Source organism: Virgibacillus carmonensis, from assembly GCF_057836705.1.
The window spans coordinates 1-14,916 of record NZ_JBYQFJ010000014.1 but is presented as its reverse complement, the minus strand read 5'-3'; the positions used below and the strand labels follow the sequence as shown (position 1 = coordinate 14,916).

Below are 14,916 nucleotides of genomic sequence, written 5' to 3'. Positions count from 1 at the left end.
TGCAACTATTCTAAATCATCGGTATAATAGAATTAGAATTTTTACTATTGAGGAGAGATTGAATGGAAAAAACGTATGAGCTCACATGGGATTTGGATACTATTTTTAAGGGTGGTAGTGACTCAGAACAGTTCGACTCTTACCTAAAAGAGATTAAAGCTTCGATGGAAGAACTTTTAGGTTCCGTTCAACAATTTAATCCGACTAGTGGTCGTGCAGACACGTTAATTGGTATTGTTGATCGGTTTGAGGTTACGATGAAAAAACTGCGAGAAGCTTTTGCTTACATAAGCTGTTTAAGTGCGCAAGATGTAAAAGATGCAAAGGCTAGTATGTTAGTAGGAAAGCGCAGTGAACTAAAAGCAGAAATGGATGCAATCCGTACAAATCTTGATCAAAAATTAGTGCAAATAGATGATGCGAAATGGGAAGAACTTTTGACACACTCAACACTTAACGAAGTATCGTTTGTATTAAATGAGAATAGAAATAAAGCGAAAGAACAATTATCTGTAGATCAGGAAGTAATGATCAATGACTTAGCTGTAGATGGCTATCATGGCTGGAGTCAAATGTATGATGCATTAGTTGGGAACATGAGTGTTGAACTTGAAATAGATGGTGAGCGTAAGTCCTATTCAGTTGGGCAGGCGTCCAATAAATTAAGCAATCCTGACCGTGCCGTTCGTGCACATGTTGCAGGACAGATTGACAAGGCTTGGAAAGCTAATTCAGATCTTTTTGGACAAACGCTCAATCATTTAGCTGGATTTCGTTTACAAAAATATAAGCATCGTAAATGGGATTATGTTTTGAAAGAACCACTCGAAATTAATCGTATGAAAAAAGAGACGCTTGATGCGATGTGGAAGGCAATTACCGATTATAAGCAGCCATTTGTAAAATTTTTACAAAAAAAGGCTGACTTATTAGGACGTGAAAAGCTAAGCATGTTTGATATTGGTGCTCCTCTTTCAGATTCTGTTGAAACAAAAACGTTCTCAGAGGGCGCCGATTTTATTGTGAAACATTTTCGCACCTTCAGTCCAAAAATGGCGGACTTTGCACAAATGGCGTTTGATAAGCGGTGGATTGAAGCTGAAGATCGTGCTGGGAAAAGACCTGGTGGATTTTGTACAAGCTTTCCAGATAGTGAGCAAACACGGATTTTTATGACGTATTCGGGAACATCCTCTAACGTTGCAACATTGGCCCATGAACTTGGTCATGCTTATCATCAACATGTGATGAATGATATTCATGGTTTAAATCAAGGGTACGCAATGAATGTCGCAGAAACGGCTTCCACCTTTGCTGAGATGATTGTAGCGGATGCATCTGTAAAGCATGCAAACGATGATAAGGAAAAAGTGTCTTTACTAGAGGATAAAGTGCAGCGTGGTGTAGCATTTTTTATGAACATTCATGCTAGATTTTTATTTGAAAATCGCTTTTATGAAGAAAGAAAACAAGGCATGGTATCCGTTAAGCGATTAAATGAATTGATGGTAGAAGCGCAAAAAGAAGCGTATTGCGATGCTATTGATGATTATGATGAAAACTTCTGGGCTTCTAAACTGCATTTCCATATCACTGGTGTACCATTCTATAACTTCCCGTACACATTTGGCTATTTATTCAGTCTTGGCCTGTATGCACATGCATTAGAATCTGACGGAGACTTTGAAGAGGACTATATAGCATTGTTGCGTGACACCGGTCAAATGAATGTTGAGGACCTGGCAGCAAAACATTTAAACATTGATTTAACGAAGCCCGATTTCTGGGAGAGTGCGATGAAGCTGTGTGTCAAGGACGTTGAGGAATTTCTCGATTTATCCTGATACATTAGTATTGTTAAACTACTAGAAATTCGTTATAATAAATGTAATGAAAAAAGCAATATAAAAAGCCTACAGGGGGAGCCATTTGGCTGAGAGTGAACATATATTTGTTCTGACCCTTTGAACCTGTTAGTTAATACTAGCGTAGGGATCGTGACTTTTTTGATGGATAAAAAGCAGTGCGCGAGGAATCCACCATCAGGAAACTTCCCCTAGGCATTGCTTTTTTTGTTTGGAAAAAATAGGGGAGGTAATAGTTTTGCGTTCAAAAAAGATTTTATTTTTAATTGAGGTATCCATTTTTACAGCATTAGCACTCGTATTAGATTTAATTCCATTTTTGTCGTTTAAAATCTGGGCTCAGGGTGGATCGATTTCACTGGCGATGATTCCGGTCTTTATTGTTGCATTTCGGTGGGGGATCAAAGGCGGTTTGTTGTCCGGGTTCCTCTGGGGAGTTTTACAGGTGGCGACAGGTACGGCTTATATTTTAACCCCAATCCAAGGAGTCTTGGATTACGGGGTTGCTTTTACTGTTTTAGGTTTTGCTGGGATTTTTGCTAATAAAGTACAAAAAGCAGTTAAAGATAGTCGTACAAAAAAATACTTAACATACATCATGTTCGGCGTATTGTTGGCTTCAAGTCTACGTTTTATTGCCCATTATATTGCGGGTGTAGTCTTTTTTGAGTCTGCAATCGATGGGCAAACGGTCTGGATGTATTCGTTACTATACAATATATCCTACATGATACCATCATTTATTATTTGTACTGTCGCTGTGTTCCTCTTGTTCCACAAACAGCCAAGAACATTGTTAAACGCAGCTTAATAAAGTTACTCAACAAATGACAGCCTTGATTCTTATCAAGGCTGTCATTTTTGTTGTATACTGTCTATAAGAGGTGATGTTAATGCGTGAGTTAATTGGCGTGTGCCAATCATGTGGTAACAACGTGTATTGTGAGAATGGATTTTTTAATGGCCATCAAGAAAATGGTAAGCTTTTATGTAGTGAGTGTGCTGAAAAATTAGATAATGAGAATGGGTAGGCAGCCTTTTTTTAATAAGGTTGCCTTTTTGTATGCTACATACTGATGAAACCGTAAAAGTTACTGATGATCGATACGGGTCACAAGAAATAATAGAATATGTACTACCCATAGAATCGGGAGCTTTCTTTCACTCAATCTTGTAAAAGTGCATAGGCTATAGCACATTCAAAAATAAAGGATGTGAGAAAGGAAGTAGAAATATGGAATTAACCGTTTCACATTGGTTATATGGATTTTTTACGTTAGTAATTATTGGAACCATGATTTTCAAGAAGGGTGTTGTACTTCCCACCTTACTTGGAACGTTCGTGATTGCGTGGGTGTATAAAGGGAGCTTGGTTGATGGATTTACCGCAATCTTCAATGCCAACCTTGTTGCAGCAACGGAACTATTCAGTATCTTCCTAATCATTACATTTATGATGGCATTACTTCATGCTTTACGAGATCTTGGTGCGGATCGGCGAATGATTCAACCAATTCAAAAAATGATGGTTAATGGTCATGTATCGTTTTTCGTTTTAATCGGGGTAACGTATGTCATTTCGTTATTTTTCTGGCCAACACCTGCTGTACCGCTTATTTGTGCGTTATTGGTTCCTGCAGCTGTTCGGGCGGGCCTTCCAGCCATGACAGCTGCAGTGGCAATTGCTTTGGCTGGGCAAGGAATGGCACTTTCGTCTGATTATATTGTACAGGTAGCTCCAAGTTTATCTGCCAAGTCAGCTGGCATCAGTACTGCAGCAGTAACAGATACGGCGTTAATTTTATCACTGATCACTGGTGGTGTAGCAATTCTATTGGCTTATCTCATGTATCGTAAGACAATTCGTAAAAAGGACAGTCCACTAATTGCAGAGGATTTAGCAAGACTGGAAACAGCAACTGAATCTACAAATATGCCCCATGGTGCACATTTATCAACATGGAGTAAGGTATTTGCAATAGTGGTACCAGTATCCTTGTTGGCAGTAGTCATTTATATGATCTCCACAAAATTAACGTCTGGTCGTATGAGTGGCTTTGAAGGTGGTGGTGGTGCAGCATTTATCGGGGGCGTTGCTGTTATCTTATTACTACTTGCGACAGTTGCGTTTGGTAAGCATCATGCACTGGATTACGTTAGTAATCACATTACAGAAGGATTTATTTTTGCCTTCAAGGCGATGGGACCAGTAATTCCGATTGCAGGGTTTTTCTTTTTGGGTAGCGCAGATTTTGCTGGAAGCATTCTTGGCATTGATGAAAATCCACCTGCATTTCTGTTTGATATTGTTCAATCTATTCAACAGTTCCTGCCACAAAGTGCTTTACTAGCCGGGTTTAGTGTATTAATTATCGGTATCATAACCGGACTAGATGGATCTGGATTTTCAGGTCTACCATTAACTGGAGCGTTAGCTGCTTCTCTTAGTAATGAATCGATTGATACAGAAACTCTTGCAGCAATAGGCCAAATGGGTGCAATTTGGACTGGTGGTGGAACGCTCGTCGCTTGGTCTTCTCTAATTGCTATTGCGGGTTTCTGTGGGATTTCTGTCATGGACTTGGTTCGGAAAAACTTTATTCCGGTTATTGCTGGCTTGCTTATATCCACAATGGTTGCGATCTTTTTACTTTAAATCTGAGGCATATGTTTGGAAAAATAGGGTAATCATTAGTATAAGGAATTAAGAGGATGTTTAAAAAAGTCACCAAATGATAAATGGCGAATCTCTTCGCTAGAAAAGGAATTTCTACTAAGTGCCCCACGTCCTGTGGGTAGCATAGAAGTCAACACATCGCGCGCAAGTCTGGTCCTCAAGACTTTCGTGCCTCGACCTTCTTATTTCTAATTCGACGACTTTTTGAACGCACATTTTAAACATTTTTTTTACTGGAGGTAACCCTATTTATGTCGAAACAAACAAGCTCGATTGTACAAGAATCATTGAACGCACTATATGATGATGAATTATTCTTACCGGATTTGCAAGATGGAATTAGAGAAAAGGCTTTTACCTCATTAGTTTCTATTCTTTCTACTCCAAATCACGTGAACAAATCATTCTTACGAGTGGCACTTGAAAATGATAAGGTAGTACGGATACCTGCGTTTCGCGTTCAACACAACAATATCTTAGGACCATACAAAGGTGGTATTCGTTTTCATGAGTCTGTTAATGAACAAGAAGTTATTAATCTAGCTTCATTGATGACGCTGAAAAATGCGCTTCATCACGTTCCGTTTGGCGGCGGAAAGGGTGGTGTTGCGATTAATCCACGTGAATTTGAGACAAAAGAATTAAATTTAATCTGTAAAAAATATGTTCAATACTTTAGTGAAATCTTAGGACCTGATAAGGATATACCAGCACCAGATGTTGGCACCAGTGATCGTGAAATGGACTGGATGATGGGTGAATACAAAAGTATTCGTCCAGGTAGTAGATATCGTGGAAGCTTCACAGGAAAAAGTGTTGTGAACGGAGGATCATTAGGGCGCAGGGAAGCAACTGGTAAAGGGGTTTATTATACATTCCGATATTTGCTTCATGATTTTGTTACAGCTCAACGTAAATGGCTTGAAGAACGGGAAAATATTTTTGCCAAAACAGCTCTCGATCATAGTGATAAAGACTTGACAATGGCGGTGCAAGGCTTTGGAAATGTTGGATCAATCGCAGCACTTGAGGCGTATAGATGCAACTATCTAAATAACAAAATTGTTGCAGTGAGTGACCGCAATGTAACATTATATAATTCGGATGGTCTTGATATTCCTGTTTTAATCAAGGTTTCTGAGTCTAATAATGGTGATTTACCTACTAGTGAAGAACAACTTGCTAATGCGGAGGTTAAAGCCAAAATAATGGGTCGAGATGATATATTGAGTCTTGACACTGATGTTTTGATTTTGGCCGCGCTTGAGGATCAAGTTCATGCGGATAATGTCCATGACGTCAAAGCACGTATTATTGTCGAGGGTGCCAATTCACCTGTAACTGCTGAAGCAGATCAAATTCTAAGTGATAATGGTACCATCATCGTACCTGATATTTTAGCTAATGCTGGTGGTGTAATTGTTTCTTATTTTGAGTGGATCCAGGGAAGAGAGACACAATTTTATACAGAAGAAGAGGTCCTTACAAAACAATTTGGTAAGATGAAAGAGACGTTTGATACGATTCTGCCGCAATTTTTTGGTGACCCGCACCCATTGCGCCAAAATTGTTATATTCATGCAGTCTCTAAGCTTTCGACTGTTTTATACCGTCAAGGAAAACTTTATTAAAGGGGAGGTCCAAAAATCACCAAACGAAAAATACGAATTTCTTCGTTGCCTGGTCTTTTGGTCATTTACGTTCTTAATCGACCTCATTTCTAACTTGGCACCTTTTTGAACAACCACTTAAATATACCACAAAATAAGAAAGCACTTCCTACCGTGGAAGTGCTTTCTTATTTTGTGGTATAATAATATAAAAATTCAGTAAATGATTTAATTATTAGGAAATTTCCAAGGTTGGGGGGTGAAATTTTGGAAGACAAAGGCGTGACACAATGGACAACGACAAAGTATCGTCAACATCTTATAACTACCGAAGAGGACGCAGTTGCTCGTGAGTTTGCGCTTACAATTACGATTAATGGTGAACAATATGCAACCATCGTTTGTACGCCAACAGATCTAAAGGAATTAGTAATCGGTTTTTTAGCGTCTGAAGGGATGATTCGGAGGTACGATGACATCCTGTCCATTACAGTGGACGATTATAAAGGTTTTGCATATGTAGAATTGCATTTTCCAGTAGAATTTACTGAGCGAACTGAACGTTGGATTGGCTCATGTTGTGGAAAAAGCCGTGAGTTTTATTTGAAACAGGATATTAAGGTTGCGAAAACAAGTACAACTACGATGAAATTAAAGCCGAATCAAATTTTTAGCCTGATGCATTGTTTTGATGAGCAAGCAGATGTGTTTGGAAGAACGGGTGGTGTTCATCAGGCTGGACTAGCTACAGAACACCAAATTAAAGCTGCCTTCATTGATATCGGTAGACACAATGCACTCGATAAATTATTTGGTCATATTTTAATAAACAAATTACCTGTAAAAGGCTATTGTATATTGTTTTCAGGCCGAATTTCTTCAGAGGTAGTACTTAAGGTTTCAAAAATTGGTGCTGGTATTCTGCTAGCAAAATCGGCTCCTACTGATCTAGCACTGAAACTGGCAAGAGATTTACAAATAACCGCAATAGGATTTATTCGGAACAGTAGTTTAAATGTGTATACGCATGAAAATAGAATGCAGGAGAATGTGAGTGACGGGATATATGATACAAAATAAGAGGGGGAAATTCCGTGCATGATCAAGAACATAACATTGTTACAATTAATGGAGCAGAATACTTAGCAAAGCCTGGACAAAACTTATTGGATTTGATCAATACAACAGCTGAATCGGTTCCACAGATTTGTTATAACGAGACACTGGGACCCATTCAAACCTGTGATACATGTATGGTCGAAGTTGACGGGGAAATGGCACGTGCTTGTGGTACAACAATTGAGACAAGCATGAATGTAAAAACTACTGAAGATTACGTGAAATCTGCCCAAAAAGAGGCGTTAGACACAATTTTGGAAAAGCATGAGCTCTATTGCACGGTTTGCGACTATAACAATGGCACGTGCGAAATTCATAACACTGTGGCTGAGTTTGGTCTAGAGCATCAATCAAAACCATTCAAATCAAAGGAATATGAAATAGATAATTCAGGCTCGTTTTATCGCTATGATCCGGATCAATGCATCCTTTGTGGTCGGTGTGTGGAAGTGTGCCAGGACGTAGAAGTGAACGAAACATTACTAATTGATTGGGACCGGGAAAAACCACGTGTTATCTGGGATAACGACGTACCGATTGATCAATCCTCCTGCGTTAGCTGTGGACAATGTGCTACAGTATGTCCATGTAACGCAATAATGGAAACAGAGATGATTGGTGAAGCAGGCTATATGACAAATCATAAGCCAGGATTACTACGTTCGATGATTGAATTAACGAAAAAAACGGAACCGGGATATGGTCCGTTATTTGCCGTTTCTGATACCGAAGCATCGATGAGGGAAGAACGTATTGATAAGACGAAAACTGTTTGTACATACTGTGGTGTTGGTTGCACGTTTGATGTTTGGACCAAAGACCGTAAGATACTAAAGGTTGAGCCACAACAGCATTCACCAGCGAATGGAATTTCCACTTGTATTAAAGGGAAGTTCGGATGGGATTATGTGAATTCAAAAGAGCGCTTAACTAAGCCGTTAATTCGTCGGGGTGACCAATTTGAAGAAGTTGAATGGGATGAGGTCATTTCATATATAGCAAAACGTTTTACCGACATTAAGGATGAATATGGTCCAGATGCATTAGGCTTTATTTCATCTTCTAAGGCAACTAATGAAGAATCTTATTTAATGCAAAAGCTAGCACGCCAAGTAATTGGAACAAATAATATTGATAACTGTTCCCGGTATTGTCAGTCGCCAGCTACTAAAGGGTTATTCCGTACAGTTGGTCATGGTGGCGATTCTGGATCAATCGATGACATCGCGGAAGCGGAAATGGTAATCACGATTGGATCCAATACGGCGGAATCACACCCAGTGCTTGCATCACGAATTAAGCGCTCACAAAAGCTGTTTGGACAAAAATTATTTGTATTCGACTTACGAAAGCATGAAATGGCTGAGAGAGCAGATCGCTTTTTCCAACCAAAAAGTGGAACAGACCTGGTATGGCTATCTGCTGTTACCAAATACATTATCGATCAAGGGTTTGAAAATCGTACATTTATCGATCAATGGGTTAACGATTTTGAAGCGTATAAAGAAAGCCTTGAAAAATTCACTCTAGCGTATGCCGAGAAGATCACCGGGTTTTCTCAGGAAACATTAATAGAAATAGCCAAAGAGATTGTGAATGTTGACAAAGTAGCAATTTGTTGGGCAATGGGAGTTACCCAGCATCAATTAGGCAGTGATACAAGTACCGCAATTTCGAATCTACTATTAGTGACTGGAAACTACACGAGAAGCGGAACTGGTGCATACCCATTACGTGGCCATAATAACGTTCAAGGTTGCAGTGATTTTGGTAGTATGCCAAATTTCTTCCCTGGATATGAAAAAGTTTCCGATCATGATGCTAGAAAAAAATATGAAAACGCCTGGAATGTGGAACTACCCAGTAAACCAGGAAAAGACAATCATCAAATGATACATGCGATACATGATGGTGAATTACACGGATTGTATGTTATCGGTGAAGATACTGGGATAGTAGATTCTAATATTAATTATGTAACCGATGCATTTAAAAAGCTCAATTTTTTTATTGTTCAGGATTTATTTTTGACCAAAACGTGTGAATATGCTGATGTTGTATTACCAGCAGTTCCAAGTCTTGAAAAAGAAGGGACCTTTACCAATACAGAGCGTCGGATTCAACGGCTCTATCAAGCACTTAGTCCCCTTGGTAATTCGAAGCCAGACTGGCAGATTCTCATGGAAATTGCGAAAGAGATGGGTTATGACTGGGGTTATGCACATCCATCGGAAATCATGGATGAGTCAGCAGCACTCGCTCCATTATTTGCTGGTGTAAACTATGATTTGCTAACGGAATATAAAAGTTTGCAATGGCCAGTAGCAGCGGATGGTACGGATACACCATTGTTATATACGGATGGGTTCCCGTTTGAGGATAAAAAAGCTAAATTATTCTCTGTAGAATTTGATTTAGATTATGACACAAATGAGGAATACGATTTGCATGTAAATAATGGTAGATTGCTAGAGCATTTCCATGAAGGAAACATGACCTACAAATCAGTAGGAATTTCAAGAAAAACACCAAACTCCTTTATCGAGGTTTCACCTGAACTAGCTAAGGAAAGAGGGATTGAGGAAGGTGCGAAAGTTAAATTAATATCTGAGGCAGGTTATGCAACTGGAATTGTCCATGTTACTGACCGCGTAAAAGGAAAGGAACTCTATCTACCACTAAATGATAATGGAAAATCAGCTATAAACTATTTAACGGATAACACTGTAGATAAAGAAACGAATACTCCTGCGTATAAGGAGATTGCAGTTAAAATGGAGGTTCTAAAGAAAAAGGGAAAAAGTCCACTTCCTTTCAATAATCATAGACACGGTAATCCTCAGCCGCAGATAGGTGTTCGTGTAGACCGGAAATGGGAACGTGATGATTATATTTTTCCAGGAAGTAAGGTGAAGCATGATGGCTAATCCAATTAGGAAAATAAAAAGAGTGGAAATTCCTGAAGAAATTGCCCGCGAACAAAACTTAAAAGAGGTTACAAAGGCTGTTAGTGAAAATAAGGATGCAATTTTGAAAGGCATTGATTTTTTAAGTACCATGAATAATAATGGCTTGCTAGATATGACTCATGCACTTGTGAAACAAAAAGAAACTGCACTCGACAATGTTATGCGTGAATTGAATAAACCACAATACTCCGCAACATTAGAAAATGTAAGCAATCTCTTTTTGTTGATCGGAGAATTAAATATAGAAGAACTTAAACATTTCACTGGAAAACTTAACGATGGATTGGAAAAATCACGTACATTTGATGAATCTGAAAAGACATCTTATATGGATTTAATTAGAGCGTTAAAAGATCCAGAAATCAATCGAAGTGTAACCATGCTTCTGCAATTTTTGCGAGGCATGGGAAAAGAGTAATGCATGAGGTTGACCTATGTTCCGTTTGGTTACCGGATATCCCGGAATTACTACGATGATTTTTCAATCGCATCCATCATCTAGCAGAGAGAAGTTGTACTAATCATACTTGTGTACACATAGGTTTTAATAGGTATGTTTCTATTAACTATCAGAGGAGTTGAGATTTGTGAGTGCTATATTAGTTGCTATTATTGGTCTTATTGTTTTTGCATTAGGTTATCGTTACTATTCAAAATTTGTCGCGGAGAAGATTTTTCGATTAGATCCTAATTATGTAACACCTGCACATCAATATGAAGATGGGGTGGATTTTGTCCCTACAAACAAGTTTGTTTTATGGGGGCATCATTTTTCATCAGTAGCTGGTGCAGCTCCTATAGTTGGACCTGCTATCGCAGTTTATTGGGGTTGGCTACCTGCATTCTTATGGGTAATATTAGGGACAGTTTTTGCAGCGGGTGTGCATGACTTCGGTACACTGGTGCTTTCTGTACGAAATAAAGGACAATCTGTTGGAACATTAGCACATAGGCTGATTGGTCAACGGGCAAAAATATTATTCTTGTTTATTATACTTATTCTTGTATTAATGGTAAACGCTGTATTTGCATGGGTTATTGCAAACTTATTTATTTCTTATCCAGCTAGCGTTATTCCAATTTTCATTCAAATTCCTTTAGCGATATGGATAGGATTCGCGGTTTATAAAAGAAAACAAAAAATGTTGATTCCATCATTACTAGCACTTGCTGTAATGTATATCACAGCTGTCGTCGCCAGTAAAGTAGACTTCATGCAAATTGATTTAGTTCAATACATGGGTGGGGAAGGAGGAGCAGGGCTATTTGGACTTGGCGCTGTATCAACCGCATTTTTTATTTGGATTATTATTCTGATGGCTTATGTTTATATTGCTTCTACGTTACCAGTATGGAAATTATTACAGCCACGTGATTTTATCAACTCTCATCAACTGGTTGTGGGCTTAGCTATATTGTATTTAGGTTTACTATTCACAAATCCTGAGATTACAGCTCCTATTACGAATGTGGATACAGACACCTCTTGGTTCCCGTTATTGTTCATAACGATTGCTTGTGGTGCGATTTCAGGTTTCCATGGCCTTGTATCATCTGGTACGTCATCCAAACAATTGGATAAAGAGACAGATGCACGACTTGTTGGGTATTTTGGTGCTGTAGGTGAAGGTGTTTTGGCACTAATTTCGATAATTGCAGTTGTAACATTCTTCCCAAGTAAAGAAGCATTCCTCGCCACGTATAGTAGCTTTGCTGCTTCTAGTGGATCAGGTCTTGGCGTATTTGTTGAAGGTGCTAGTAAATTAGCAACAGGTTTGATGATTCCACAAGAAGTTGCAACAACGATTGTATCCATTATTATCATTAGTTTTGCAGCAACGTCACTTGATACATCTGTTCGCTTAATGCGTTATATTATTGCGGAACTTGGTGTTGAATATAAGATGCCTGCATTATCTAAGACACATGTGGCAACTTCTCTAGCAGTTGTAGCCAGTGCAGCATTAGTTTTACTACCTGAGGGACCTAAAGGATTTGGATCAGGTGGATATCTACTTTGGCCATTATTCGGTACCTCAAATCAATTACTTGCGGGTATCAGTTTATTGTTAATTTCGATTTGGTTAAAACGACTAGGGAGAAATTATCTTATCACATTAATACCAATGATTTTTGTTCTATTCATGACTTTGCTCGCTATGTTCCAGCAAGTAGTTTTTGAATGGTCATGGTTCGGATCCAACTCAAATACGCTCTTGTTTGTCTTTGGTGCCATCATATTTGTTTTTGCCGTATGGATTATTCTAACTGCTTTTTCAACCTTGACGAAAAATATGGATGATTCTAAAAAGCTAAAATAAGGTATAGACAAGATAAGGGTGAAAAGGGATCATTGTTAAATGGTCTCTTTTCGCACTATTTCATGTAAAGATTGGTGATTTGAATGTTAGATCAAATAAAAAAAATTATAGACTTTTATGAAGAAGTATTAAGTATGCCGCATCGAACAGAAATTGCTCGAGAGCTTCGGAATCAGGATGATTTATTTTTATTGCTACTCTATTCAGAGATGATTGGTATACCAAATCCTGTTTATTATTATACACTTGAACTTTATCCTTACATGATCGAACAATTCCATGATTGGCATCTGCGGATGGGGATGGAGAAATCACCATTATCCGGGATTCGTTGTTGCTAAATCTTTGTGAAAAGAAGGTGTGCATTATGGAAGAATTACAAAATAAAATCGTATTTGTTGGGGGGAAAGGTGGTGTAGGTAAATCAACATCCGCCGCAGCAATTTCCTGGCAATCAGCTGAAAAGGGTTCCAAAACGTTACTAGTTTCAACCGATCCAGCTCACAATCTTGGAGATATTTTTAATCAAAAAATTGGTGGTAAAATTACAAACATTACTGATAATCTTGCGGCCCTCGAGATAGATCCGGAAATTGAGACAACAAACTATATTAAGGGAGTTAAGGAAAATATAAGAGGCATTGTCCATTCAGGTATGATGGAAGAGGTACATCGGCAGCTAGATACTGCGAAGGCTTCACCTGGTGCTGATGAAGCAGCGTTATTTGATAAACTGATATCGATTATTTTAGAGGAAAGAGACCACTATGATACAATCATTTTTGATACAGCACCAACTGGTCATACGATTCGATTATTGTCACTTCCAGAGTTGATGGGAGTGTGGATTGAAGGGTTGCTTCAAAAACGGCAAAAAACAAACGAGAACTATACACAATTATTAAACGACGGTGAACCAATCGAGGACCCGATCTATGATGTGTTAAAGAAACGCCAAGAACGATTTTCTGCTGCTAGAAAAATTTTACTGGACCCTAAACAGACAAGCTTTGTTTTCGTACTAAATCCGGAACGACTACCTATTCTGGAAACGGAAAAAGCGCTCACTTTGCTGGATAATTATCAGTTGCATGTGAAGACATTACTAGTAAATAAAATACTCCCAGAAAATCCTGAAGGTGAATTCCTTGGAAAAAGGAAGGAACATGAGAGACAATATATAACAATGATTGAAGAAACGTTTACGAAGCAGGAATTATTCTATATTCCTTTATTTTCAAACGATATTACAGATAAGCAACAGCTTGAACATTTTAGTGGATATTTTCAGAAAGGATGATTGTGTTGAAAGCATTTGTACACGAAAATGGGAACTTGGAAGTAAAGAATATTGCTGAACCTAACTTGAATGATGATGAGGTACTTGTAAGCATTCGTACGGCAGGATTAAACCGCCGGGATGTCGGGATCCCTAAACGACGAGGGAAAGAAGAAGAAACGCTTATTTTAGGATCTGATGGAGCAGGTGTAATTGAGAAGATAGGGGAGCATGTTACCGATTTTTCAGTAGGAGATGAAGTGATTATTAATCCTTCTCTCCGCTGGAATGAAAAAAGTGATGCACCTCCAAAAGAATTTGATATTTTAGGCATGCCTAATCATGGTACGTTTGCTGAAAAGATTGCTATTTCAGCTGAGCAGGTGGAGAAAAAGCCAGCCCATTTGACTTGGGACCAGGCTGGCGTTCTTGCTTTGTCCGCTCTAACAGGGTACCGCGCTTTATTTACAAAAGGAGAATTAAAAGAAGGCGATACAGTATTTATTCCAGGAGCAGGAAGTGGTGTTGCGACATATCTTATTATGTTTGCAAAAAGTGTTGGAGCAAAGGTGATTGTGACATCGCGCAGTGAAGAAAAACGAGCAAAAGCCATTGCTATAGGTGCAGATATCGCGCTTGATGCAACGAGTGATTGGCCAGCGGAACTAGCAAATGAAACAGTAGACTTAGTAATTGAAAGCGTCGGTCGAGCCACATTTAATCGTTCATTACAGGTATTGAAAAAGGGCGGACGCATAGTAGTATTCGGTGCCACGACGGAAGATACAGTTGAGTTAAATCTACGTGAATTTTTCTATGGCCAATATCAGCTTCTCGGTACAACAATGGGTAGTAGGGAAGAGCTCCGAAATATGCTTCGGTTTGTTGAAAATCACAAACTTGATTCGATAGTAGATACAACATTTGAACTGAATCACGCGAAAGAAGCATTTTATTATCTTAAAGAAGGGAATCAATTTGGAAATGTAGGCATTAAAATAAGTGAATGAACAAAAGAGATGAGGCTGGGACATAACTAGCCAAAAATAACTTAAAAATGGTTCCGATCATCGGTT

General features: G+C 38.6%; 11 protein-coding genes and 1 riboswitch. All 11 genes read left to right on the top strand.

Annotation, left to right across the window (positions count from 1 at the left end):
- The first annotated feature begins 62 nt into the window (after window positions 1–62).
- The 11 genes from AC3G7N_RS12180 to AC3G7N_RS12130 all read left to right on the top strand — a co-directional run bounded on the left by AC3G7N_RS12180 (window position 63) and on the right by AC3G7N_RS12130 (window position 14,850).
- Entirely contained in the window at window positions 63–1,844 is a 1,782-nt protein-coding gene (locus AC3G7N_RS12180; RefSeq protein ID WP_489422432.1) for a M3 family oligoendopeptidase, read from the top strand.
- 64 nt (window positions 1,845–1,908) lie between these two features.
- Window positions 1,909–2,013: riboswitch (TPP riboswitch) on the top strand.
- A 90-nt stretch (window positions 2,014–2,103) separates the two neighbouring features.
- Window positions 2,104–2,676 carry an energy-coupled thiamine transporter ThiT gene (gene thiT, locus AC3G7N_RS12175; RefSeq protein ID WP_489422431.1) on the top strand — a complete coding sequence of 191 codons (573 nt, stop codon included), beginning with the start codon at window positions 2,104–2,106 and terminating at the stop codon, window positions 2,674–2,676.
- Window positions 2,677–3,099: 423 nt separating this feature from the next.
- Window positions 3,100–4,521 (top strand): hypothetical protein, encoded by a 1,422-nt coding sequence (locus AC3G7N_RS12170; protein WP_489422430.1) that lies wholly within the window; start codon window positions 3,100–3,102, stop codon window positions 4,519–4,521.
- A 272-nt stretch (window positions 4,522–4,793) separates the two neighbouring features.
- A complete protein-coding gene (locus AC3G7N_RS12165) occupies window positions 4,794–6,173 on the top strand; it encodes a Glu/Leu/Phe/Val family dehydrogenase (protein ID WP_489422429.1) in 1,380 nt (459 codons plus the stop codon).
- Between the two features lie 246 nt (window positions 6,174–6,419).
- Window positions 6,420–7,232 (top strand): formate dehydrogenase accessory sulfurtransferase FdhD, encoded by an 813-nt coding sequence (fdhD, locus tag AC3G7N_RS12160; protein WP_489422428.1) that lies wholly within the window; start codon window positions 6,420–6,422, stop codon window positions 7,230–7,232.
- Window positions 7,233–7,246: 14 nt separating this feature from the next.
- On the top strand, window positions 7,247–10,198 hold the full coding sequence (gene fdhF, locus AC3G7N_RS12155) for a formate dehydrogenase subunit alpha (protein ID WP_489422427.1): 2,952 nt from the start codon (window positions 7,247–7,249) through the stop codon (window positions 10,196–10,198).
- Window positions 10,191–10,658, top strand: coding sequence for a helical membrane plugin domain-containing protein (locus tag AC3G7N_RS12150; RefSeq protein WP_489422426.1), 468 nt, complete (start codon window positions 10,191–10,193; stop codon window positions 10,656–10,658). The genes fdhF and AC3G7N_RS12150 overlap by 8 nt, the downstream gene beginning before the upstream one ends.
- 169 nt (window positions 10,659–10,827) lie before the next feature.
- Window positions 10,828–12,561 (top strand): carbon starvation CstA family protein, encoded by a 1,734-nt coding sequence (locus AC3G7N_RS12145; RefSeq protein ID WP_489422425.1) that lies wholly within the window; start codon window positions 10,828–10,830, stop codon window positions 12,559–12,561.
- Between the two features lie 83 nt (window positions 12,562–12,644).
- Window positions 12,645–12,902, top strand: a complete 258-nt coding sequence (locus AC3G7N_RS12140) for a cory-CC-star protein (protein WP_489422424.1) — start codon at window positions 12,645–12,647, stop codon at window positions 12,900–12,902.
- A gap of 26 nt (window positions 12,903–12,928) precedes the next feature.
- Complete coding sequence (locus tag AC3G7N_RS12135; RefSeq protein WP_489422423.1) at window positions 12,929–13,861, top strand: ArsA family ATPase; 933 nt, start codon at window positions 12,929–12,931, stop codon at window positions 13,859–13,861.
- A gap of 5 nt (window positions 13,862–13,866) precedes the next feature.
- Complete coding sequence (locus AC3G7N_RS12130) at window positions 13,867–14,850, top strand: zinc-binding dehydrogenase (protein ID WP_489422422.1); 984 nt, start codon at window positions 13,867–13,869, stop codon at window positions 14,848–14,850.
- The last annotated feature ends 66 nt before the right edge of the window (window positions 14,851–14,916 follow it).

Bases quoted from the DNA above. Each gene is read 5' to 3' on its own strand.
- AC3G7N_RS12170 (WP_489422430.1), top strand. From the start codon at position 3,100: ATGGAATTAACCGTTTCACATTGGTTATATGGATTTTTTACGTTAGTA.
- AC3G7N_RS12180 (WP_489422432.1), top strand. From the start codon at position 63: ATGGAAAAAACGTATGAGCTCACATGGGATTTGGATACTATTTTTAAG.
- AC3G7N_RS12135 (WP_489422423.1), top strand. From the start codon at position 12,929: ATGGAAGAATTACAAAATAAAATCGTATTTGTTGGGGGGAAAGGTGGT.
- AC3G7N_RS12140 (WP_489422424.1), top strand. From the start codon at position 12,645: ATGTTAGATCAAATAAAAAAAATTATAGACTTTTATGAAGAAGTATTA.
- AC3G7N_RS12165 (WP_489422429.1), top strand. From the start codon at position 4,794: ATGTCGAAACAAACAAGCTCGATTGTACAAGAATCATTGAACGCACTA.
- AC3G7N_RS12150 (WP_489422426.1), top strand. From the start codon at position 10,191: ATGGCTAATCCAATTAGGAAAATAAAAAGAGTGGAAATTCCTGAAGAA.